Origin of the sequence: Empedobacter sp. UBA7252 (assembly GCF_002472765.1) — a bacterium.
Lineage (GTDB): Bacteria > Bacteroidota > Bacteroidia > Flavobacteriales > Weeksellaceae > Empedobacter > Empedobacter falsenii_B.
In genome coordinates this window covers 63,056-85,793 of sequence record NZ_DKSQ01000011.1, presented here as the reverse complement: position 1 = coordinate 85,793, position 22,738 = coordinate 63,056, and the positions used below count along the sequence as shown (strand labels likewise).

Below are 22,738 nucleotides of genomic sequence, written 5' to 3'. Positions count from 1 at the left end.
TATTGTTAACATTTTCGTGAAATTAGCTACTTATAAAATACTCACACAAAATAAATTTAAAAATGCGTAAAATTTTTTATCCAGTTTTAGCTTCAGCTTTATTTTTAGCTTCAGCTCAATTGGTGTCTGCACAAGACAATTTAGTTAATTCTTTGAACAAAAATGTTAGTGAAAATAGTAAAGAAGCTTTCAAATTTACTGACGTTATCAATTTAGCTAAAACTCCAGTAGAAAACCAAGGTTCATCAGGAACTTGTTGGTCATATTCAGGAAATTCTTTCTTCGAATCAGAAATGTTAAGAATGGGAAAACAACCTATTCAATTGTCTCCAATTTTCAATGCGAGAAATACATATGTTGAGAAAGGAAAACAATATGTTCGCATGCACGGTGCAACAACTTTAGGTGACGGAGGTTCTTTCTATGATGTTTTGAATACAATCAAAAAATACGGAGCTGTTCCAACTGAAACTTACACAGGTTTGAATTACGGAACAAAAACAAATCAATTTGGTGAAATGGCTGCAATTCAAGAAGGAGTTTTGAAAGCGGTTGTTGCAAATCCAAATGGTAAATTAACTCCAAACTGGGAGAAAGCCTATACAGCTGTTTTGGATAGCTATTTAGGAGAATATCCAAAAGAATTCACATACAACGGAAAAAAATACACACCACGTACATTTGCTGATCAAGTGGTAGGAATTAATCCAAACGATTATGTTGCGATTACATCTTTTAAAGATCACGACTATTACAAACCGTTTGTATTAGCGATTCCTGATAACTGGGCGTACGAATCTTTCTACAATGTTCCGATGACAGAGATGACTGATAACATTGATTATGCTTTGAAAAACGGATTTACAGTTGCTTGGGCAACAGACGTTTCTGAAAAAGGATTTAGCTGGAAAAATGGTGTAGCGTATGTACCAGAAGTTGATTTTGCAGATATGAATGCGCAACAAAAAGCAGATATGTTCAAAGGTCCAAAACCAGAAAAAGTAATTACAGAAGATATGCGTCAGGCTGCTTTTGATGATTACCAAACGACTGATGACCACGGAATGCACATTGTTGGTATTGCAAAAGATCAAAACGGAAAAGATTACTACATCGTGAAAAACTCTTGGGGTTTAACTAACGATTACGAAGGATATCTTTATGTAACAAAAGCTTTTGTTCAGTACAAAACAACAAATATTTTAGTTCATAAAAACGGTGTTCAAAAACAAACGTTGAAAAAATTAGGATTATAATCTTAATTTATATAATAATGAAAAGCTGTCTTATGAGACAGCTTTTTTTGTTTAAAAACGAATATTTCAAATGGTTTGATGTACTTTTGCAGTCTAATTTTTAGTCAATAAATATGCCTCAAAATGTAACAATACGCATATCTCCTACAGAAGCTGCAAACGAGAAACTTCTGAAACAACGTTTAGCATCTGCTGTTAAAACAAAACCAGAGAATATCAATGCTTACCAAATTATTCGTCGCTCTTTAGATGCACGAAGCCGAAATATTATTTCCCAATTACAAGTCAATGTTTTTGTAAATGAAGAATTCTCTGATGCTTTCGAGTTTCATCCAAATCTTCAAAATGTAGAAAACAAACACGAAGTTTATATTGCTGGTGCTGGTCCTGCTGGATTATTTGCTGCGTTAGAATTAATAGAACAAGGTCTAAAACCAATTATCATCGAGCGTGGTAAAAATGTTCGTGATCGTCGTCGTGATTTAGCAGCAATGAATAAAGAAGGAAAAGTAAATCCTGAATCAAACTATTGTTATGGCGAAGGTGGCGCTGGAACTTATTCGGACGGAAAATTATATACGCGTTCTACAAAACGTGGAAACATTCTGAAATCATTGCAATGGTTTGTCCATTTCGGTGCAACAGAGCGTATTTTACAAGAAGCGCATCCACATATCGGAACAAATAAGTTACCTGGGATTATCGCCAACATGCGCGAAGCAATTATCGAATGTGGTGGTGAAGTTTGGTTTGATACAAAACTAACGGATATTATCATCGAGAATAATCAAATCAAAGGAATTGAAATTAATCATGATAAAAAAATTAAAACTTCTTCTTTGATCTTAGCAACGGGACATTCGGCTCGTGATATTTTCAGAATGTTAGATGAAAAGAAAGTTTTAATCGAAGCAAAACCTTTTGCATTAGGCGTTCGTGTAGAACATCACCAAAGTTTGATTGATTCTGCTCAATATCATTGTCCAATCGGAACAGAACGCAACGAATTTCTTCCGCCAGCCTCGTATTCATTAGTTTCTCAAGAAGCAGGTCGCGGCGTTTTCTCTTTTTGTATGTGTCCCGGTGGAATTATCGCGCCCGCATCTACAGACGAAGGAGAATTGGTAGTAAATGGTTGGTCACCTTCTAAACGTGACGGATTCTTTGCAAACTCGGGAATGGTTGTAACAGTTGATGAAAAAGATTTTGCTAAATATGGTTTTACTGGACCTTTGGGTGGAATGAAGTTTCAACAAATGGTCGAGCAAAAAGCGTGGCAAGTTGGTGAAGGTAAATTAAAAGCTCCCGCACAACGAATGACTGATTTTGTTTCAGGGAAATTATCCAATTCATTAAATGATTGCTCGTATTTACCAGGTTTAACATCAGGTTTATTGAGCGAAGTTTTACCAAAAGAAGTTCATCAATCTTTGAAATTAGGTTTCCAAACATTTGGTAAAAAAATGAATGGTTACTATACCGAAAATGCAAATATTGTGGCAACAGAATCAAGAACTTCTTCGCCTGTTCGTATTCCGAGAAATGAAGAAACCTTAGAACATACGCAAGTTGCTGGTTTATTTCCTTGCGCTGAAGGAGCTGGTTACGCTGGTGGAATTATTTCTGCCGCAATGGACGGAGCAAAAGTTGCAATTGCTGTGAAGAATTTTATCGGAAAATAGTTTTATATTTAATACTCAAAATAAAATACAGATGTCAAGCTGAACTTGTTTTAGCTTCACATCTTTAGGAATGATGAATTTAGAAAAAGTAAATAATTTCAAATTTTTATTGATTTCAGTAGTACTGATTTTGATAGGTTATTCAATCAACTTAATCGGTTGGAATATTGGAACAATTACAATTGCTTATTTTGGATTAGGTTTATTCTTTTTAGGAATTATTTCATTCATCATTTTACTATTTTTAGCTTTAATTAAAATTGTTAATAGAATTTAATGAATCTCTTAAAATCTATACTATTTGTCGGTTTAGGTGGCGCTTTTGGTAGTGTTGCAAGATTTTTAATTTCGTACGGAATCGGAAAATATTATTCACAACCTTTTCCATTTGCTACGTTTTTGACAAATATTATCGGTTGTTTTTTGATTGGCACTTTATATGGATATTCAATCAAAAATGGTTTAGGAAATACCTATTTCAATTTTTTACTGATAACTGGATTTTGTGGAGGTTTCACGACATTTTCAAGTTTTTCGTATGAAAATTTCAACTTAATTCAACAACAAAATTACATCACACCAATTATTTATATTTTTTTGAGTGTACTCATTGGTTTACTCTTTACAATGATTGGTTTTAGATTAACAAAATAACTCTATATCGAAAATAGTTTTCTCTTATTCGTTTTAATGTATTACTTTTAAGCAACTTAAAAAATTAATACATGAGGAAATCTATTTTGATCTGCGGAATCATTTTTGGTTCTGTATTTACTCACGCACAATTAAAAACAGTGAAAAAAACTGACAATAAAGGATATACCTACGAAATGGTAGAAAATGATCCTTCGAATACAAGAATTTATACGCTAAAAAATGGTTTGAAAATCTATTTGGCTCAAATAAAAGACGAACCAAGAATCCAAACTCATATAGCTGTAAAAACAGGTTCTAACAACGATCCAGAAGACAATACTGGTTTGGCTCACTACTTAGAGCATATGGTTTTTAAAGGAACTTCTAAAATTGGAACACAAAATTGGGCTGTTGAAAAACCTTTGATCCAACAAATTTCAGATTTATACGAACAGCACAAAGCAGAAAAAGATCCTGCAAAAAAAGTAGAAATCTATAAAAAAATTGATCAAGTTTCGCAAGAAGCATCCAAATATGCTGTGGCAAACGAATACGATAAATTAATTTCATCTTTGGGAGCATCAGGAACTAATGCACATACATCTTTAGAAGAAACAATTTATCATAATAATATTCCGAATAATGAATTAGAGAAATGGTTAACAGTAGAATCTGAGCGCTTTAGTGAATTAACTTTACGTCTTTTTCATACTGAATTAGAAGCCGTTTACGAAGAATTTAATCGTTCACAAGACAATGATGGACGTTTAGTTTTTTATAAAATGATGGAAACATTGTTTCCAAAATCGCATTACGGAACACAAACAACTATTGGAACTTCAGAACATTTAAAAAATCCATCAATGGTTGCAATTCATAATTATTTCGATAAATATTATGTAGCGAGCAATATGGCTGTGATGTTGATTGGTGATTTCGATTTTGATACGGCTGTTCCAATGATTGACAAATATTTTGGAAATTATGCTACAAAAGCAGCTCCTGCACAATATGTTGCAAAAGAAGAGCCGATTAAAACAATTGTAACAAGCGAAGTTTTTAGTCCATCTTCGGAACGTGTTCAGTTTGCTTACCGTTTTAACGGAGCAAAAAGTTCTGATGCAAAATATGTAACATTAATTGATTATATTTTAAGTAATTCTACAGCTGGATTAATCGACTTAAATATCAATCAACAGCAAAAAACATTAGGAGCAGGAAGCTCTTCTTCTTTCTTTAGAGATTATGGTATGCATTCTTTTTCTGGATCTCCAAAACAGGGACAAAGTTTAGAAGAAGTACGTGATTTATTAATTGCTCAGATTGAAAAAATCAAAAAAGGGGAATTTGATGATTGGATGATAGAAGCAGTTGTAAATGATTTAAGAAAATCTCGTATGAAAAGCTGGGAAAATACTCGTTCTTTAGCAGCAAGTTTGTACAAATCATATATCAATGATGTTCCTTGGGCAGAAGTTGTCGATCAATACGATGATATGGGTCGTGTAACAAAGCAAGAACTAATGGACTTTGCAAAGAATAATTATACGAATAATTATGTAATTGTTTACAAACGTCAAGGTGAAAACAAGGATTTGGTACGTGTTTCGAATCCTGGAATTACGCCAATTCAATTGAATCGTGATGCTGAATCTACTTGGTACAAAGATTTCATGAAGATTAAATCAAGTGAGATTAAACCAGTTTTTGTTGACTTCAAAAAAGAATTGAACGAAAGTAAAATCAAGAATGCAAAATTCACTTCGATTCAGAACAAGACAAACGATATTAGCTCTGTTTACTATATCGCGGATATGGGATCAGACAATAACAAAAAGCTTGGTTTAGCGATTAATTACTTAAATTATTTAGGAACGTCCAAATATTCGCCAGAAAACTTGAAAAAAGAGTTTTATAAAATTGGTGTTGATTATGGAGTTAATCCTGGTACAGAAAGAACTTCTGTTTATATCACAGGTTTACAAAAGAACTTAACAAGCGGAATCAAATTATTTGAACATCTTTTAAGTGATGCCGTTGCAAATAATGAATCTTACCAAGAATATGTGAAAACAATCTTGAAATCAAGAGAAAATTCAAAAAAGAACAAAAACGTGATTTCTTCTTTGTTGAACACTTATGCGCAATATGGACCAAATAATCGCTCGAGAGATATTATTTCTGAAGCTGATTTGAAAGCTATTGATCCAAAAGAATTAACGCAAATCATCAAAGATTTCTTTAATTACAAGCACCAAATTTTCTATTACGGAAATAATGAAGCGGAAACGAAAAAAGCAATTGAACAAAATCATAATTTCGGGAAAAATTTAGATTATCCTAAGAAAAAAGAATATCCACAACCAGCTACAGATGGCAAAGTATATTTTGCTCCTTACGATATGGTACAAGCGGAAATTAATTTCTTTGCTCGTGATACTAAATATGATCCAACTTTGTTGACATCTACAGGAATTTTCAATGAGTATTTTGGTGGAGGTTTGTCATCTATCGTTTTCCAAGAAATTCGCGAGTCTAAATCATTGGCTTATTCTGCTGGTTCTTATTACATTAATGCAAATAAAAAAGATAATTACAATTATGTAAGAGCTGTAATTGGAACACAAGCAAACAAATTGCCACAAGCTGTTGACGCAATGAAAGAATTAATGAATAATATGCCAAAAGCAGAAAATCAATTCAATAATTCTAAACAAGCAGCACTTAAGCAAATCGCTACAAGTCGTTATACAAAAGCAAATGTGTTCTTTTATTGGTTATCATTACAAGATAAAGGTCTAAATTATGATATCAATAAAGATATTTACGATCAAACATCTAAATTAACATTAGAACAATTGGATCAATTTTTCCAAAAACATATCAAAGGTCAAAACTTCAATGTTGGTTTAATTGGTAAGAAAGAAAACTTAGATTGGCCATCTGTTGAAAAACTTGGACAAGTAAAAGAATTAACGTTAGAAGAGCTGTTTAACTACTAATAATCAGAAATTATAAAAACCAATAAACGCGTTTAGGAAATCCTATAACGCGTTTATTTTTTAAAACTAACCTATGAATGAATAATCACTCAAAAACCAAATAAGGCTCAATTTCCCTAAACTTTTCTTCACTTATCGCATAACATCTTTTCAATGTTTTTGCATCTTTAAAACTCCCACCTAACGAACGTTTAAAATTAAGAATCGTATTTACTTGTTTCTCTGTGAAACCGAGTTTTATCCAATCCTCATGACTCAAATTATTTGGATTAAACTTACCTTTTATTTCTATTTTTTCTGCTACTTTATCTTCACTTTTTGACTGTTCAACTTTTGGCTGCTCAGCTTTATAAATTACATTTTCAGGTAAATCAATATAAGATTCCATTTCTGCATATTTTTCATCCGAAATCATATAACATTTTTTCAATTGTTCTTTCGATTTAAACTGACCTCCCAAAATATTTTTATATTTCATAATTGAAGCAGCTTGTTTAGACGAAAAACCTATTTTTTGCCAATCATTTTCAGAATAACTATTTGGATTAAATTTTACATATTGAATCTTTTTGCCACTTTGTTTTTTCTCATTTTTTTCATCTTCCTTTGATTTTTCTGGTAACAAAATATACGTTTTCATCTCTGCATATTTCGCATCATCAATCACAAAACATTTCCTCAATTGCTCTTTCGAGGTAAACTTTCCTCCAACAATCTGTTTATATTTCATGATTATTTCTGCCTGTTTTGGCGAAAAACCAAGTTTTTCCCAGCCTTGTTGTGGCAAATCATTTGGATTGAAATTTTTGTAAACTATTTTAGTTTTTGGTGATGAATAATCTATAAAACTCGATTTAGATTGTTCTGGTAAAAGAACAAAAGGAGCTAATTCATTATACTTTCCTTCATCGATAACATAACATTTCTTAAGCTGTTCTTTCGATGTAAATTCTCCGCCAACAATTCCTTTATATTTCAAAATGACTTCGGCTTGACGTTCCGAAAACCCTAAATTCATCCAATCTTCTAAAGATAATTCGTTTGGGTTAAAGGGTTTGATTGAATCTTTTACTTGTTTATTTGAAGTAGAATTAAATGTATAATTTTTCGGAGTTTTTTGATAATTTGCTAGCAAAGCTTTATCTGCTTCTGATAATTGATATGTTTCTTTTTCAACTGAAATATGTTGAAAAATCTCAAATAACAAAATCAAAACAAATAATAAATACAAGCCAAATCTTTGCGATTTATTCAGGTAAAAAGTAGATTTTTTTAAATATTTCATCTTGGTTGGAAAAGAAGTGAAAATAATATCCTTATCAAACACTCACGATATCGAAAACGACATAACCATCAAATATTTAACAAATTAAGAAATCTAAAATTAATAAAAGGTTTTAAGTATTTGTAAATATTTTTTACAAATCAAAAACCGATTTTCGTTTGATAACAAAACAATCTTTTACCCAAAAAAAGAATAACATAATAAAATAACCAATAAAGGTTAAACCGAAAGTTGCAAAGGTTAAATAAATGAAAATCAAACGTAATTTTGCAACGCGAATTCCCAATTTGTCTGCAAATCGCGAAATCACATTAAACCATTCTGTTTCAGTAAAATTCCTAATTTGATCTTTCATTTAACGTAAAATTTGTTGTCCGATAGCGCAATTTAAACATTTTTTTTCGGAGCAATATCTTTTTTTAAGTTGAATTAATTGTTGAGAATCTTTTGCGGTTTTATTTTCAAAACCAATTCGTTCAAATTCATCTAAAATCGAGTTATTTTCCGCTTCCATTTCATTTAATAAATCCAAATAAAAATCAATTTCTACCTCATCTTTTTGTCGCTCAAAAGCATAACGAATCGGAATAATAGAATTGATGAGCAAATTATTTATTTTATCTTTTGAAAGATTTTTGAGTTGAAATTTTGATTCGTTCTTAAATGTATAATGCGTTTCCCAAAAAGAATTTAATTCCAAATTTTCGAAGATTTTATAAAATTCTTTCAAATTTTTTGGCTGAATAATTTCAGAAAACAAACTTTGATAATTCACATAAATCGATGCTAATTGCGCCAAACGAATCGTCGGAAAACCAATTGGTCGCATTTTCGAAAATCGGAACAAACTATTTTCAATTGATTCTAATTGATATTTATTTTTCAGGAATTGATATTCGTTTTTTAATTGCTTAGAATAATCATTCTCATAGTTTTCTTCTAAAAAACTGGCTTGTCCAAAAAACAAGGCTTCAACTTTTTGGGCATTAAATTGTATTTTTTGCAAAACTTTGAACGGAAAAGAATTTGCCCAAATCTCAAAAGTTTCTACATTAACTTTTAATCCAAAATTCTTTGCCAAACTTTTGAACAATGTTTCTTCCCAATTGGAATTATTGTGTTCTAAAATTTGTACAATATCGTTTGTTTTTTCTTCGAAACGTTCGATTAAAATTCGTTCAAACCAAAAAGAAAATTGCTTCAAATCAATTGAATCTAAAAATTCTTCACAATAAATTTTATCCAACTTAGAATTAATAATATTTTGATAATTAAAAACAATTTCCGGTTTTACAAAATCTTGTAAAATCAAAGTTTGTACATTACGTTGACGCAAAATATCAACTTCACAATCGTGATTCCATACAACATGCAAAATCACATTTTGATACGATAAATCATTCGAATGTTGATGAAAATTCCAATCCGAAGAATTGACATGCATTTCGACACTTCCAATCCACAATTTATCGCCAATGATGATTTCTGCTTCCAAAAAATCTGGCCCAGCATGATGGTTTAACTTTCCAACTTTCACAATTTCAATGAAATCTCCATGAAAAGTTTGTAAGCTTTGATGTGAAAATTGATTCAATTTCCAAATATGATGTAGAAAAATTTCTTTCATAGACAAAAGTTAATCAATGAATTATAAAAAATCATTAAAATAAATACTTATTTTTTTTAAATTAATTAAACGTTTGTTTAACTTTGCGCGTTCAATTTTTATAAGATGAAATTAAGTGAGAAGCAAATAGAAATTTTGGGCGCGGCTGAACGAGTTTTTGGAAGACGAGGAATTGATGCTGCAAGTGTTCGAGAAATTGCAAAAGAAGCAAACATTAATATTGCGATGATTAGCTATTATTTTGGATCAAAAGATAAATTGGTCGAGAATTTATTTAGTTGGCGTATCACAACTTTCAATGAATCATTGGCCTCAATTTCACAAAATTCTACACTTTCTCCATTTGAAAAGTTACAGTCAATCCTAAAAGCTTATTTGAATAGAATTTTGGATAAACCTGAATTTCATCGAATTATGGCAAGAGAATATTCGAAAAGAGATTCAATTTTAGAAATTGATTGTAAAGTCAATGACTTAAAAACAAAAAATTTAGAATATATCACAAATATTATTAGTGAAGGATATTCTGAAGGCGTTTTTAAAAGAAAAGCTCCTGCCGAAGCTGTTGTAATGGTAGTTATTGGTGGAACATCTTATTTGATTTTGAACGAAAAAACATATATGAAACAATGGGGATTATCTTCTCATGAAGAGTTTACAGAACATATTCACGAAGAATATTACCCTTATTTAATAGATTCTTTAAAAGCAATTTTACTATACGATGAAAAATAAAATTTTCTTACCGATTTGTTTAGTTGTTGCTACTTTCGCTCATGCGCAGGAAACCAACGTTTCTTTGCAGGAAGTTATTCAACAAAGTTTGCAGAACAACAAATCTGTGAAAGTTGCCGAAGCTGCTAAAAATACAAGTGAGTATAAAGTACAAAGCGCGAAAAACAATCGTTTACCAGACATTTCGTTGAGTGGACAATACATGCATTTGTTTACGACAACAAATGTAGACATCAAACTTCCGATGCAATCTTCTGGTGGAGGAATGGGAGTTGAACCGAGCCAATTATTATTAGGACAAGCAAGTGCTTCTGTCCCTGTTTTTGCTGGATTTAAAATTAAAAATGCAATCAAAAGCAGTGAATTGATGGTTGATTTATCAAACTTACAAATCGAAGCAACAAAAGAAAATGTGGTTTGGCAAGCTATTAATTTATATTTTGGATTGTACAAAACGCAACGTTCTATCGATGTTTTGAATGAAAACTTAGTGAGAGCAAATCAACGTGTGAAAGATTTTCAAAACTTTTTGGATAACGGAATCATCGCGAGAAATGATTTGTTGAGAGCAAAATTACAAGCATCGAATGTGCAAGTTGCAATTGATGAAGCCGAAACGCAATACAAAAACATTAATTACCGATTGAATTTATTGACTGGACAAGACGAAAGTAAAATCGTTCATGTTGATAATGTAGAAACCTTGAAAACCATCAATCAAAATTCTCAAGATTACGTCAATCGTACAGATGTTAAATCATATGATGTAAAAAATCAGATTGCTGATAGTCAAATCAAAATTGCGAAAGCAGCTTATTACCCTCAATTAGCGGTTTCAGCTGGATATATTGCGATGGATATTGATAAAGTTGCTTCGGTTACAAATGCAACAAATGTTGGTGTTGGATTGAAATATGATTTATCTTCTTTGTATAAAAATAAAGCAGAAGTTGAAATTGCAAAAGCTCAGAAATTAGAAAATGAGATGCAAAAAGAAACGACAATTGATAAAGCTAAAGTTGAAATGAACGAAGCTTTTCAAAAGTATGATTTAGCAAAAAAGAAAAATAATGTTTACAAAGAAGCTGTAGAACAAGCGAACGAAAACTACAGAATTGTAAAAGATAAAAATGACAACGGATTGGCTGATACAGACGATTTATTAGAAGCAGATGTACAACAATTGCAAGCAAAAATCAATCAAGTTGTCGGAGATGCTGACGAACAATTAGCGATCTACGAATATTACTATACTACAGGAATTTTATTAGAAAACGTACAATAACACCTCTCGATATGGAAGAAAATAATCAAGAAAAGAAAAAAATAAATTCAAAATTTATCATCGTTTTAGGAGCATTAATCATCCTTGGAGGTGGATATGGAGTTTATAAATATTTACACGGACAAGCGCACGAAATTACTGATGATGCACAAATTGAATCAAAAATAACACCTGTTATACCTAAAGTTTCAGGATACATTCAGAAGATTTTAGTAGAAGATAACCAAATGGTTCACAAAGGTGATACATTAGTTGTTTTGGACGGATCTGAATTTGCCTTGAAATTGCAACAATCGCAAGATGCTCTATTACAAGCAGAAGGTCAATTAGGAGTTGCTCACGCAGGTGTTTCTCAAGCTGGTGCAGCAATTGGAGTGACAGAAGCTGGTGCTGTTGCAGCAAATACAACAATCGAAACAGCTCAAGCAAGTGTTAATACAGCTCAAGCAAATGTAGAAGCAGCAAAAGTACAAGTTTGGAGAACGAAAAATGATTTTGATCGTTACAATAAATTATACCAAAATCAATCGATCACAAAACAACAATACGAGCAAGCTTTAGCAGCAAAAGAAACAGCTGAAAAGCAATTGCGAATTGTACAAGAACAATTAGGTGTTTCTCGTGCTCAATTAGCTTCTACAGCAAAACAAGCGCAAGCTACAGCAAAACAAGTGAACACTTCGAAAGCGCAAGCTGATGCTTCAAAAGCACAAATAAAAGTAGCGGAAGCAGCAATAGGTCAAAGCAAAACAAACATCGATAATGCAAAATTATATTTGTCTTATACGTATGTAATTGCAGCTGAAGATGGACAAGTTTCTAAAATTAATTTACAACCAGGACAATTGGTTCAAGCTGGTCAATCTTTGTTTAATATTGTGACTACAAATAATATTTGGGTTGTGGCAAATTACAAAGAAACTCAATTAGAAAAAATTAGAGTTGGACAAGAAGCCATCATCAAAGTAGATGCATATCCAAACCACGAATTCAAAGCGAAAGTAACGTCTTTATCTCCTGCAACTGGTGCTAAATTTGCGTTATTACCTCCAGATAATGCGTCTGGTAACTTCGTAAAAACAGTTCAACGTCTTCCTATTAAAATCGAATTTATCGATCAAAAAGACGAAATGTTGAAAATGATTCGTCCAGGTATGAACGTGGAAGCTGATATTCTTTTAAAATCGAATACTTCTGCAAAGTAATAACACCTATTCAGAAAAATTATGGAAGAAAATAATTTAGTTGAATATGGTGCAAGACGTGTAATCATCACCATTACCGCCATCATGTGTGCATTGTTAGAGATTGTTGACACAACAATTGTTAACGTTGCGATGAATGACATGAAAGGTAGTTTGGGTGTCTCTTTAACTGATATTGCGTGGGTGGTTACCGCTTACGCAATTGCCAATGTAATTGTAGTACCGATGACCAGCTGGTTGTCGCAACAATTTGGACGACGCAATTATTTTGCGGCTTCGATTATCATTTTTACAGTTGCCTCATTTCTTTGTGGAAATGCAACAACGTTGTGGGAAATTATCTTGTTCCGATTTATTCAAGGACTTGGTGGTGGAGCACTGTTGGTAACTTCGCAAACCATCATTACCGAAAGTTATCCACCCGAAAAGCGTGGTTTAGCGCAGGCAATTTATGGAATGGGAGTTATTGTTGGTCCTACGCTTGGTCCGCCTTTAGGAGGTTATATTATTGATAATTGGTCTTGGCCATATATATTTTACATCAATATTCCGATCGGGATTATTGCCGTATTGTTAACGATATCATTTGTTCGTAGCCCAAAATATGCAGAGAAATCAAAACTAAGTCAAGTCGATTTCTTGGGAATTATTTTGTTAGCCATTGCAGTTGGATCGTTACAATATGTATTAGAACACGGACAACAAGACGACTGGTTCTCAGATTCGACAATTGTAACCTTGTGTATCGCAAGTTTCTTCGGATTCATTTTATTTGTTTGGCGAGAATTAGTTTTCAAACATCCAATTGTAAATTTACGTGTACTGAAAGATAGCAACTTAGCAGTTGGTACTATTTTATCCTTCATCTTAGGATTTGGATTATATGGATCGACATTCATTATTCCAATTTATACACAATCAATCTTAGGATGGACTGCAACTGATGCAGGTTTATTATTAATTCCTTCGTCGTTGATGACTGCATTCATGATGCCAATCATCGCAACAATGTTACAAAAAGGTGTACCACCAAAATACATGGTTGCAGGAGGATTCTTTATCTTTTTCTGTTACAGTTTTTGGTCATACAAAATCTTAACACCAGACACAGGTTCCGAGCATTTCTTTTGGCCATTAATTGTTCGTGGAGTTGGATTGGGATTATTATTTGTACCTGTTACCACACTTTCACTTTCAAGTTTGAGAGGGCAACAAATTGGTGAAGGAGCTGCCTTTACAGGAATGATGCGTCAGTTAGGAGGATCTTTTGGTATCGCGATTATTACAACATTTATTTCTCGTTGGACAGTTGGACACCGAACAAATTTAGTTTCGCATCTTGATACATCCGATTTTGATGTACAAAAACATATTCAGAATTTACAAATGAGCTTCATTAGTAAAGGTTTTGCCCCAAATGAAGCATTAAATAAAGCCTATAACCTACTCGATTTACAAGTTACCAAACAAGCAACTGTGTTAACTTATATGGATGTTTTCTTGTATTTGGGTGTAGTTTTCCTAATCTGTATTCCATTTATTCTGTTCTTTATCAAAAAAGGAGCAGGTAAAGTAATCAGTGCAGGACATTAAAAAAGAATAATTATTTTAATTTTCAGTTTTTTATAAATGTAAAATCTATCTCAATTTATTGGGATGGATTTTTTTTATTTGATTGATTCTGTAATTTTCTTTTCATCTAATCCAAAATCTGCTAGAATAAGTTTTCCTTCTGGATTAAAAAGATAAAAAGTTGGTGTACCGATAATCTTGTATTTTGTATAAGTACCTCCTGTTCTACCTTCTTTATCCCAAAGCGAAATCCAATCTTCTGCATGTTTTAAAAGAAAGTTTTTATAACCAATTTCTTCTTTATCTACATAGAAACTTACAATTTCTAACTTATCAAGATTATTAGTCTTTATTTGATCTAAAACAGGAATAGATTCTAAAGAGAATCCACAATAAAAAGTTGTAAAATCTAATAACACATATTTTCCTTTGAAATAATCTGAAAAATTAACTTTTTTATTTGATTGATTATACGCCATAAAATCTATATAACTGTCGCCAATATTTAACTTTTCTGTATTAATATCTGTCATGATAGATTTGTAATAGGCTGATTTTTTATATTTAGATTCTAACTTATTCATCAAATCAATTAAAACTTCTTTTGACAATTCTGTCTTGTATGAATTAACTAATGAAAGTGTATAGTATGAATTTATATTATCTTGATAAAATTGAAGACTATTCTTTGCAAATTCATTATCTAATGCAGTTATTTTACCATAAGGTTCTACTTTACCCCAGTATGCTTTTTGTAAACTATCATTCCATTTATTTTGTTCACGAAGCGACATCATATCAGTTAAAAATTCTCGTCGTTTTATCGTATAATCTTTATCAAACTGAGCATATTTATACCTCATCTCGTCATACTCAGATCCAGAAGTTTTTACATCATAAGGAAAATCTTTTTTTGTGGCATTTAGTGTAATTTTTTCATTACCAATAAAAAGAAGTGCAGAATGATAATCTTTTCCATTTTTGACTGTAATATAAACCGAAGATGGAACCTCTTTTAATTTTCCTTCTAATTTATAACCCCCTTTAACTAATACGACACTATCAATAGGAGCATTATTAATACTTATTTTGACCAATGCATTTTCATCAAATCCATCAAGTTTTCCAGAAATAGTAAATTGTTTTTGAGCAAATAAGTTTGTAAAAACAAATAAGATAATTAGTGTTAATAGTTTAGTCATTATTATGTAGTTAATTATTTATAAATCTAATTAAATATTTCGAAAAATCATCTCAAAAAAACCTCCACCCAAGCAATTTGGGTGGAGGTTTTATTATTCAATAATTAACGTTTAGTATTTTTACAATTTCGGCTCGTTTGTTTACTTGTTCAACTTGCAGGCAACACACTATTTCTTGCTGCTTTCACAATCTCATTCAAATCGTGGTACAAATTAGACCAATCCGGTACATCTTTCATTGCTGTAATTAGATTGAGGTAAGATCGCAGTACTTGTTCCAATTCTTTTCGAGAAGATGACGCACTCGATATTTGACGAAGATCTGCATTAGCCTCTGCTTGTTGCGCAAATAATATCTCAAAATCGGTATGTTTTGTTTTCAAATCATCAAAAGCTGATACAAGCGATAAGTTAATAATACGCAATGTATTATCTGGCTTTTCTAATTCTTCGATAAGCTTCTTCAATTGAGCTGTTTCGGCAGAATAACTCAATCTGTCTAAATCCAGTCCAAACATTTGGAAAACTTTGTACAAAGCTTCCGCATCTTGATAGTTCGCGACAGAAGTCAATTTACGATAACCATTCAAGAAAGCCTTCATGTTACTAAATGCAACATCTCTCTCTTTATCCGCTGTCGCCACCTCTTTTCCTTTTCCGCTATAGGTCAACTTTGTGTATACCGTGTCGTAGTTTTGATAACTCGCAATAAGCGACAGCAACAAAGGGTGGTTCTCTACAATGGTGTAATTTCCGGCTTGAGAAGAGTTGATAGTTCGCTGCGCTAATGTCGCCAGATTTTTTGTCGATAATTTTTGTAAATTAATTTTCATAACAGGTTAATTAAGTGTTTATAATTCATTTATTTTTAATGTTTTATAAATATAGTCAATATATTATTAATCAATATAACCTTACAGATATTACAAACAAACTTGTTTTAGATGAATGTAATCTTACATTTATTACAAACAGACTTGTTTTAGATGAATGTAACCTTACATTTATTACAAACAGACTTGTTTTAGATGAATGTAACCTTACATTTATTATAAACAGACTTGTTTTAGATGAATGTAATCTTACGTTTATTACAAACAGACTTGTTTTAGACGAATGTAATTTTAGAAACAATTATATTTACAAGAAATTAGTTATATACAAGCTTTCCAAACATTACACTGAATGAACTCAACAGAAAATCTATTTTTTGAAATAAAAAGTCAAGGAAATTTTATAAGAATTTCGACAAAAAATCTAATAAACTATAACTCAGAAATTGATTATGATAATAATTGGATTAATTGTTATATTGAGGTTAAAGGAGGAGCATTTCAAGGTAAATATTCAGCTGAAATTCTAACAATAACTTTTGAAGATTTTAAACAAAAGCTCGCAATTTTATATAATAAATTAGATGGAAAAGTAATATTTTCTGATTTAGAAAAATATTGTAAAATTGATATTTCAGGAGATGGTTCTGGTAAATTAAGAGCAAGTATTGAGTGTAATGATAAATCGGGTATATATTCTGCGAATCTAACTTTTGATATTGATTTTGACCAAACTTTTCTTAAAGATATAATTAACCAACTCAATCAAATTACCAAAGCATTTCCAATAATTGGTGATTTTAATATATCTAATAAATACGATGTATTATAATAAAAAATAAGACTAAACAGTATTCTAATATGAAAATATTCAATTTTCTTTTCTTTATTTTAATTATTTTAACTTTAAACTCTTGCTTTTTAGCAATTACAGGAGCTCCACATTCTCACTCATATAAAGAAATTTCTGACAAAAATGATTTAAAATTAAATGTATTTTGTACGTACTTAATCAAACAGATTAAAATAGGAAATGTAAATCCAAATGATTCAATTTATATTCAATCATCGAGCTTAAAAAAATTAAATGAAAGAAAATTATTAAATCATAATGATTTATCCGATTCAATGAGATTTTACAATTTGAGAATTGGAGATATTAAATTCCATAGTAAAAAAAGAAAAGATACTATCAATATTATAAGAATAACTAGTAATGGAGATAAAACGGTTTACAAATTCCTTTTAGACTCAAGCGACAAAGAAAATTAGAAAAAAAATCCTTGTCAAGATTCAAAACTTTGACAAGGATTTTATTTTTCTAACCATTAACCGCTCTAAAAAAAGCGTCTAATTTCTTTTCGTCTAATTTTCCATCAGTTCTTACACCGCTACAAATATCTACGCCAAAAGGCTGAACAACATCAATCGCTTCACGAATATTATCAGGATGAAGACCGCCAGCCAAAAATAGAGGAATGTTAATTTCTTCTCTAATTTTTTTGCTAATCGCCCAATTGTGCGTGCGCCCTGTCCCTCCCAGTTCTTTTACTTGTAAGTTAGGATTTCCGCTATCCAACAAAATAGCGTCTACAAACTGAGATTTCTCTACCGCTTCCGTTACCGAATTTTCATCAATCACATGAATCACTTGTACCAACTTTACCCAAGGTAATTCGTTTCTCAAAATTTGATATTCTTCGTTTTTCAGCTCATCTACTAACTGAATTGTATTTGTATAAACTTTTTTATAATGGTGAATAATTGTTTCTGCTGTTGTTTCACTTGTTAATAAAAACGAAGCTAATGTTGGTGGAATAATTTTAGTAATATCTTTGATTAAATCATCACCAATTACTCCAGGTCCGCTTGGCATATTACCCACCAAACCCAATCCATTTGCTCCATATTTTATTGCTTGTTGTGCTTCTTCTTTGCTACTAATACAACAAATCTTAACTCTTGTTTTCATCATATTATTGATTTTACTTTTAAATATACCTATTATTCATTTTAATTAAAAATTCGTCAATTCGAGTGATTTTTAGAAACAGAGTGAATAAAAATTGTATCGAGAATAGAATTTTATCATTAAAAAACTATTCTCGATACAAAATTCTTACAGAATTCCACTCGAACAGACGTTTTTTTTTGATAAAATTATCAAAATGAACAACGAATTAAATATAAAAAAACACCTCAATTTCTTGAAGTGTTTTGTATGATCTAAGATTTAGAATTGATTTTAGAAATCTTCTTCCGAACCTTTTAATTTTTCTGCATTTTCTGCCATTTTCAATGCATCAATCATTTCTTGAATATCTCCATTCATAAAGTTATCCAAATTATAAATTGATTTGTTGATACGGTGATCTGTTACACGTCCTTGCGGATAGTTGTATGTACGAATTTTAGCAGAACGGTCACCAGTCGAAACTAATGATTTACGTTGAGCAGAACGTTCTGAATGTTTTTTCTCGAACTCGATTTCATACAATTTTGTACGTAATAATTGTAAGGCTTTTTCACGGTTCTTATGTTGAGAACGCGCTTCTTGACAAACAATTACAATTCCAGAAGGTTTGTGCGTTAATTGAACTTTCGTTTCAACTTTATTTACATTTTGTCCTCCCGCACCAGATGAACGAGCTGTTTGATACTCCAAATCTGCTGGATTAATCACTACATCAACCTCCTCTGCTTCTGGTAAAACCGCAACCGTAATCGCCGATGTATGCACACGTCCTTGCGATTCTGTTTCAGGAACACGTTGTACACGGTGAACACCTGATTCGTATTTCATTGTTCCGTACACTGCATTTCCTTCTACTTGCATTACCAACTCTTTGTATCCTTTTCCAGATGCTTCAGAAGTATTTAATACTTCGTGTTTCCATCCTTTTTCTTTGAAATACATCGAATACATACGGTAAATATCTTCTACGAAAATCGCTGCCTCATCTCCTCCTGTTCCAGAACGTAACTCGACAATGATGTTTTTCTCATCTTCTGGATCTTTTGGAATCAACATCATTTTGATTTCTTCCTCTAAAGGTGGAATCGCATTGATTGCTTCGTCTTTTTCTATTTTAGCTAACTCAACCATTTCAGCATCAGAACCATCTTGAATAATTTCGTCTGCTTCCTCAATTACATTGATTAAGTTTTCGTATTGTTTTTGCATTTCAACAAAGTCTTTCAAATCAGAATATTCTTTGTTTAATTTCGCATAACGAGTTTGATCTGTTACGATATCTGGTTGGATGATTAAATCTGCCACCTCATCGAAACGTTGTTTGATTGCTCTTAATTTATCTAATAGACCTAAATCTGCCATATACTTTTATTGGATTGCAAAGATACAATAACTCAAGGGATTCAGAAAATTTGAATAAAAAAAACCGATGATTTCTCATCGGTTTTGTAATTTATTGTTAAAAATATTATCTCGTAAATAATAATTCTCTGTATTTTGTTAAAACCCAGAATTCGTTATCGACCATTAATTCTAACTTATCAGCATGGTAACGAATTTCATCATAATATGGTTTTACTTTGTTACAATAAGCATGTGCTCTTTCTTCTAAAGATTCAACCACATTTGCTTCTTTACGTGCATCCATCATTAAGTGCAATTTTGCGTTTAATTCGTTTACATGCATCGAAATTTTCTTCAAAATAATTAATTGCTCGCCTGCATATTCTTCATAATCATCTCCAAAAATATCTTTGAATCCTTTAATGTTTTTGATCAATATGTTTTGATATTTGAAAGCTGTCGGAATAATATGATTTCTCACAATATCACCTAAAACACGACCTTCAATCTGAATTTTCTTGATGTAATCTTCTAATTCGATTTCGTAACGCGCTTCAACTTCTGTGTTGTTCATTACATTAAGTTCCGAGAATAAATCCAATGATTTTTGAGAAACTTTTGCTTTTAAAGCAGATGGAGTTGTTTTGTGATTTGACAATCCTCTACGAGCCGCTTCTTCTTCCCATTCTTTGCTGTATCCGTCACCTTCGAATAATATATTCTTTGTTTCTTTAATATATTCACGTAAAACATTGAAAATTGCTTCATCTTTTTTCAAACCTGTTTCAATCAACGCATCAACTTCTTTTTTGAAATCGATCAATTGTTTTGCTACAATTGCATTCAACGTTGTCATTGCATTTGCACAGTTTGCAGTCGATCCTACAGCACGGAACTCGAATTTATTTCCTGTAAAAGCAAATGGAGAAGTTCTGTTTCTATCTGTATTGTCTAATAAAACATCTGGAATTTTTCCAACAACGTTTAATTTTAAATCAGTTTTTTCTTCAGGAGATAATTTCCCTGTCGAAACACCTTCTAATTCTTCCAATACTTTTGTCAATTGTTGACCAATAAAGATCGAAATAATTGCTGGTGGCGCTTCATTCGCTCCTAAACGGTGGTCATTAGAAGCAGAAGCGATAGAAGCACGTAACAATTCCTCATAAATTGAAACTGCTTTGATGGTATTAATAAAGAACGTTAAAAACTGTAAATTGCTGTTTGGTGTTTTTCCTGGCGCTAATAAATTAACTCCAGTATCTGTTGCTAACGACCAGTTATTGTGTTTTCCAGATCCGTTAACTCCTTTGAATGGTTTTTCGTGGAATAATACTTTAAAATGATGACGCTCACCAACTTTTTGCATCACATCCATTAACAATGAGTTGTGGTCAACTGCTAAATTCGTTTCCTCGAAAATTGGCGCTAACTCAAATTGATTAGGTGCTACTTCGTTGTGACGAGTTTTTACAGGAATTCCCAACAACATACATTCGTTTTCTAAATCGCGCATATAATTTAAAACACGCGTAGGAATCGAACCAAAATAATGATCTTCTAATTGTTGACCTTTTGCAGAAACATGTCCTAACAACGTTCTACCAGTTTGTAAAATATCTGGACGAGAAGCCGCTAAAGCATCATCAATTAAAAAATATTCTTGTTCCCAACCTAAAGTCGGAGTTACTTTCTTCACATTTTTATCGAAGAACTTCGCTACTTCTGTAGCTGCTTCATCAATTGATAAAAGCGCTCTTAACAAAGGTGTTTTATTATCTAGAGCTTCTCCTGTGTACGAAACAAATACTGTCGGAATGCATAAAGTTGTTCCAAAAATAAATGCTGGTGAGGTTGGATCCCAAGCTGTATATCCACGTGCTTCGAATGTATTACGAATTCCTCCATTTGGAAAAGAAGATGCATCTGGCTCTTGTTGAACTAATAATGATCCACTAAATTTTTCTACAGGATCTGCTCCATCAAATGAAGTTTCGAAAAAAGCATCATGTTTTTCTGCTGTTGTTCCTGTTAATGGCTGAAACCAGTGTGTATAATGTGTTACACCTTTGCTCATCGCCCATTCTTTCATTCCTAAAGCAACAAAATCTGCCATTTTACGGTCGATTTTAGTACCATAATCCATTGCAGAACGAACGGCTTTATAAGCTTCTGAAGTTAAATGTTGACGCATTGCTTTGTCATTGAAAACATTGCTTCCAAAAATTTCTGATTTTTTCCCTAATTCAGGAACAGCTACCGGTTTGCGATTGCTTGCGGCTTTTAGTGCTTCAAAACGAAATGATGTCATAAGAAAATTACTTTGTGTTGTTTTATGATGCAAAAATAAATAAAAATTAAACATAAAATAAAAACACCCCTATTTTTTTAGGGGTTAAATTATAATTTCATTACAAATAAATTCAATACCCCTTTATTTTAGTTTAGATTTTCAAAACATCAGTGTAAAATTAATTTTTATTTAACATTCGAATAAACTTATTTAAACGAAAAAAGCAGTTTCAATTGCTTGAAACTGCTTTTAGACACTCATAATATAAAAAGTTTTTGGTCTATCTGAAACGGTCTACTGATTTTACAAGATCATCATCCTTCTTAATCAAACGATTGGCAATTGACAGAAGCACAATCGAAGCTAAAGGAACTAATGCCCAAATACCTTTCTCAGAATTTCCTTCTCCAGGTAATGTTAATAGACAATATACAAAAGAACCAATTAATAAAACATTCAAAATAATGTTTAACCATCCTAAGCTAATCTGTAACTTACGTTTTTTGAAAAACATAATGGTTAAAAATGAAATTAAAGCTGATGAGAAAAAGGCTAACGAAAAAATGTAATCTCCTTTCTCCGGATTTTGTAACCAATTTAATGGAATATCAAACAGCTTATCAAAATTCATGGCGAATATACTCGAAATTATTCCACTTAAGAATAAATATATACTTTGCTTTCTTTGAATCATTTCTTAAATTTCGAATACAAATGTAAAAAAACTTTTTGAGTTTTTATAATTATTCGTACTATTGCATTAATAAATCTCAAATTTATACGCTTTATAACAATTCTATTGTTAT

General features: G+C 31.6%; 20 protein-coding genes. 11 read left to right on the top strand and 9 right to left on the bottom strand.

The features are described from left to right. Positions 1-62 precede the first annotated feature (62 nt). The 5 genes from B2X73_RS02740 (at position 63) to B2X73_RS02720 (ending at position 6,576) form a co-directional block, all read left to right on the top strand. The gene (locus B2X73_RS02740; protein ID WP_221854144.1) at positions 63-1,256 is read left to right on the top strand and encodes an aminopeptidase C; all 1,194 of its coding nucleotides are present in this window, start codon (positions 63-65) and stop codon (positions 1,254-1,256) included. A gap of 113 nt (positions 1,257-1,369) precedes the next feature. Further along, positions 1,370-2,938 carry an NAD(P)/FAD-dependent oxidoreductase gene (locus B2X73_RS02735; protein ID WP_219033725.1) on the top strand — a complete coding sequence of 523 codons (1,569 nt, stop codon included), beginning with the start codon at positions 1,370-1,372 and terminating at the stop codon, positions 2,936-2,938. Positions 2,939-3,008: 70 nt separating this feature from the next. Further along, positions 3,009-3,215: a hypothetical protein gene (locus B2X73_RS02730; protein ID WP_125349604.1), complete on the top strand. Its 207-nt coding sequence runs from the start codon at positions 3,009-3,011 to the stop codon at positions 3,213-3,215. Continuing rightward, positions 3,215-3,592 carry a fluoride efflux transporter CrcB gene (gene crcB, locus B2X73_RS02725; protein WP_125349605.1) on the top strand — a complete coding sequence of 126 codons (378 nt, stop codon included), beginning with the start codon at positions 3,215-3,217 and terminating at the stop codon, positions 3,590-3,592. The genes B2X73_RS02730 and crcB overlap by 1 nt, the downstream gene beginning before the upstream one ends. A 71-nt stretch (positions 3,593-3,663) precedes the next feature. Beyond that, entirely contained in the window at positions 3,664-6,576 is a 2,913-nt protein-coding gene (locus B2X73_RS02720) for a M16 family metallopeptidase (RefSeq protein ID WP_291047143.1), read from the top strand. An 85-nt stretch (positions 6,577-6,661) separates the two neighbouring features. Here B2X73_RS02720 and B2X73_RS02715 read toward each other — a convergent pair whose 3' ends face one another. From B2X73_RS02715 to B2X73_RS02705, 3 genes are all read right to left on the bottom strand, one after another. Next, positions 6,662-7,861 carry a helix-hairpin-helix domain-containing protein gene (locus tag B2X73_RS02715; protein ID WP_286494764.1) on the bottom strand — a complete coding sequence of 400 codons (1,200 nt, stop codon included), beginning with the start codon at positions 7,859-7,861 and terminating at the stop codon, positions 6,662-6,664. A gap of 133 nt (positions 7,862-7,994) precedes the next feature. Further along, the gene (locus B2X73_RS02710; RefSeq protein ID WP_125349608.1) at positions 7,995-8,216 is read right to left on the bottom strand and encodes a PspC family transcriptional regulator; all 222 of its coding nucleotides are present in this window, start codon (positions 8,214-8,216) and stop codon (positions 7,995-7,997) included. Beyond that, the gene (locus B2X73_RS02705) at positions 8,217-9,488 is read right to left on the bottom strand and encodes a DUF2851 family protein (protein ID WP_125349609.1); all 1,272 of its coding nucleotides are present in this window, start codon (positions 9,486-9,488) and stop codon (positions 8,217-8,219) included. A gap of 105 nt (positions 9,489-9,593) precedes the next feature. On the opposite strand from B2X73_RS02705, the gene B2X73_RS02700 reads away from it, so the two are divergent. Genes B2X73_RS02700 through B2X73_RS02685 form a run of 4 tightly spaced genes read left to right on the top strand, consistent with a single transcriptional unit; the run spans position 9,594 to position 14,306 of the window. Beyond that, positions 9,594-10,223, top strand: coding sequence for a TetR/AcrR family transcriptional regulator (locus B2X73_RS02700; protein ID WP_280062831.1), 630 nt, complete (start codon positions 9,594-9,596; stop codon positions 10,221-10,223). Then, on the top strand, positions 10,213-11,508 hold the full coding sequence (locus B2X73_RS02695; protein ID WP_286494765.1) for a TolC family protein: 1,296 nt from the start codon (positions 10,213-10,215) through the stop codon (positions 11,506-11,508). The genes B2X73_RS02700 and B2X73_RS02695 overlap by 11 nt, the downstream gene beginning before the upstream one ends. A gap of 11 nt (positions 11,509-11,519) precedes the next feature. Next, complete coding sequence (locus B2X73_RS02690; protein ID WP_038332984.1) at positions 11,520-12,713, top strand: HlyD family secretion protein; 1,194 nt, start codon at positions 11,520-11,522, stop codon at positions 12,711-12,713. 21 nt (positions 12,714-12,734) lie between these two features. After that, the gene (locus B2X73_RS02685) at positions 12,735-14,306 is read left to right on the top strand and encodes a DHA2 family efflux MFS transporter permease subunit (RefSeq protein ID WP_291095641.1); all 1,572 of its coding nucleotides are present in this window, start codon (positions 12,735-12,737) and stop codon (positions 14,304-14,306) included. Between the two features lie 74 nt (positions 14,307-14,380). On the opposite strand, the gene B2X73_RS02680 is transcribed toward B2X73_RS02685, so the two are convergent. Both B2X73_RS02680 and B2X73_RS02675 read right to left on the bottom strand, forming a co-directional pair. After that, positions 14,381-15,487 carry a TlpA disulfide reductase family protein gene (locus tag B2X73_RS02680; RefSeq protein WP_180905119.1) on the bottom strand — a complete coding sequence of 369 codons (1,107 nt, stop codon included), beginning with the start codon at positions 15,485-15,487 and terminating at the stop codon, positions 14,381-14,383. A 149-nt stretch (positions 15,488-15,636) separates the two neighbouring features. Further along, positions 15,637-16,320: a DUF6261 family protein gene (locus B2X73_RS02675; protein ID WP_286494767.1), complete on the bottom strand. Its 684-nt coding sequence runs from the start codon at positions 16,318-16,320 to the stop codon at positions 15,637-15,639. 352 nt (positions 16,321-16,672) lie between these two features. Between B2X73_RS02675 and B2X73_RS02670 the strand changes: the two genes are divergently transcribed. Then, entirely contained in the window at positions 16,673-17,152 is a 480-nt protein-coding gene (locus B2X73_RS02670) for a WapI family immunity protein (RefSeq protein WP_286494768.1), read from the top strand. A 29-nt stretch (positions 17,153-17,181) separates the two neighbouring features. Further along, a complete protein-coding gene (locus B2X73_RS02665; protein ID WP_286494769.1) occupies positions 17,182-17,592 on the top strand; it encodes a hypothetical protein in 411 nt (136 codons plus the stop codon). Positions 17,593-17,641: 49 nt separating this feature from the next. Here the strand turns inward: B2X73_RS02665 and B2X73_RS02660 are convergent, their stop codons facing one another. The 4 genes from B2X73_RS02660 to B2X73_RS02645 all read right to left on the bottom strand — a co-directional run bounded on the left by B2X73_RS02660 (position 17,642) and on the right by B2X73_RS02645 (position 22,626). Beyond that, the gene (locus B2X73_RS02660; protein ID WP_291064623.1) at positions 17,642-18,295 is read right to left on the bottom strand and encodes a phosphoribosylanthranilate isomerase; all 654 of its coding nucleotides are present in this window, start codon (positions 18,293-18,295) and stop codon (positions 17,642-17,644) included. A gap of 270 nt (positions 18,296-18,565) precedes the next feature. Beyond that, complete coding sequence (gene prfA, locus B2X73_RS02655) at positions 18,566-19,657, bottom strand: peptide chain release factor 1 (RefSeq protein ID WP_115001678.1); 1,092 nt, start codon at positions 19,655-19,657, stop codon at positions 18,566-18,568. A gap of 106 nt (positions 19,658-19,763) precedes the next feature. Beyond that, complete coding sequence (locus tag B2X73_RS02650) at positions 19,764-21,950, bottom strand: glutamine synthetase III (protein ID WP_291047146.1); 2,187 nt, start codon at positions 21,948-21,950, stop codon at positions 19,764-19,766. A 262-nt stretch (positions 21,951-22,212) separates the two neighbouring features. After that, a complete protein-coding gene (locus B2X73_RS02645; RefSeq protein WP_038332961.1) occupies positions 22,213-22,626 on the bottom strand; it encodes a DUF4293 domain-containing protein in 414 nt (137 codons plus the stop codon). Positions 22,627-22,738: the final 112 nt, after the last annotated feature.

What these genes read in the sequence shown, in the direction of transcription:
- B2X73_RS02685 (WP_291095641.1), top strand. Translation starts at nt 12,735, where the DNA reads ATGGAAGAAAATAATTTAGTTGAATATGGTGCAAGACGTGTAATCATC.
- B2X73_RS02650 (WP_291047146.1), bottom strand. Translation starts at nt 21,950, where the DNA reads ATGACATCATTTCGTTTTGAAGCACTAAAAGCCGCAAGCAATCGCAAA.
- B2X73_RS02740 (WP_221854144.1), top strand. Translation starts at nt 63, where the DNA reads ATGCGTAAAATTTTTTATCCAGTTTTAGCTTCAGCTTTATTTTTAGCT.
- B2X73_RS02690 (WP_038332984.1), top strand. Translation starts at nt 11,520, where the DNA reads ATGGAAGAAAATAATCAAGAAAAGAAAAAAATAAATTCAAAATTTATC.
- B2X73_RS02700 (WP_280062831.1), top strand. Translation starts at nt 9,594, where the DNA reads ATGAAATTAAGTGAGAAGCAAATAGAAATTTTGGGCGCGGCTGAACGA.
- B2X73_RS02680 (WP_180905119.1), bottom strand. Translation starts at nt 15,487, where the DNA reads ATGACTAAACTATTAACACTAATTATCTTATTTGTTTTTACAAACTTA.
- B2X73_RS02665 (WP_286494769.1), top strand. Translation starts at nt 17,182, where the DNA reads ATGAAAATATTCAATTTTCTTTTCTTTATTTTAATTATTTTAACTTTA.
- crcB (WP_125349605.1), top strand. Translation starts at nt 3,215, where the DNA reads ATGAATCTCTTAAAATCTATACTATTTGTCGGTTTAGGTGGCGCTTTT.
- B2X73_RS02675 (WP_286494767.1), bottom strand. Translation starts at nt 16,320, where the DNA reads ATGAAAATTAATTTACAAAAATTATCGACAAAAAATCTGGCGACATTA.
- B2X73_RS02715 (WP_286494764.1), bottom strand. Translation starts at nt 7,861, where the DNA reads ATGAAATATTTAAAAAAATCTACTTTTTACCTGAATAAATCGCAAAGA.
- B2X73_RS02735 (WP_219033725.1), top strand. Translation starts at nt 1,370, where the DNA reads ATGCCTCAAAATGTAACAATACGCATATCTCCTACAGAAGCTGCAAAC.
- B2X73_RS02710 (WP_125349608.1), bottom strand. Translation starts at nt 8,216, where the DNA reads ATGAAAGATCAAATTAGGAATTTTACTGAAACAGAATGGTTTAATGTG.
- B2X73_RS02670 (WP_286494768.1), top strand. Translation starts at nt 16,673, where the DNA reads ATGAACTCAACAGAAAATCTATTTTTTGAAATAAAAAGTCAAGGAAAT.
- B2X73_RS02645 (WP_038332961.1), bottom strand. Translation starts at nt 22,626, where the DNA reads ATGATTCAAAGAAAGCAAAGTATATATTTATTCTTAAGTGGAATAATT.
- prfA (WP_115001678.1), bottom strand. Translation starts at nt 19,657, where the DNA reads ATGGCAGATTTAGGTCTATTAGATAAATTAAGAGCAATCAAACAACGT.
- B2X73_RS02660 (WP_291064623.1), bottom strand. Translation starts at nt 18,295, where the DNA reads ATGATGAAAACAAGAGTTAAGATTTGTTGTATTAGTAGCAAAGAAGAA.
- B2X73_RS02730 (WP_125349604.1), top strand. Translation starts at nt 3,009, where the DNA reads ATGATGAATTTAGAAAAAGTAAATAATTTCAAATTTTTATTGATTTCA.
- B2X73_RS02695 (WP_286494765.1), top strand. Translation starts at nt 10,213, where the DNA reads ATGAAAAATAAAATTTTCTTACCGATTTGTTTAGTTGTTGCTACTTTC.
- B2X73_RS02705 (WP_125349609.1), bottom strand. Translation starts at nt 9,488, where the DNA reads ATGAAAGAAATTTTTCTACATCATATTTGGAAATTGAATCAATTTTCA.
- B2X73_RS02720 (WP_291047143.1), top strand. Translation starts at nt 3,664, where the DNA reads ATGAGGAAATCTATTTTGATCTGCGGAATCATTTTTGGTTCTGTATTT.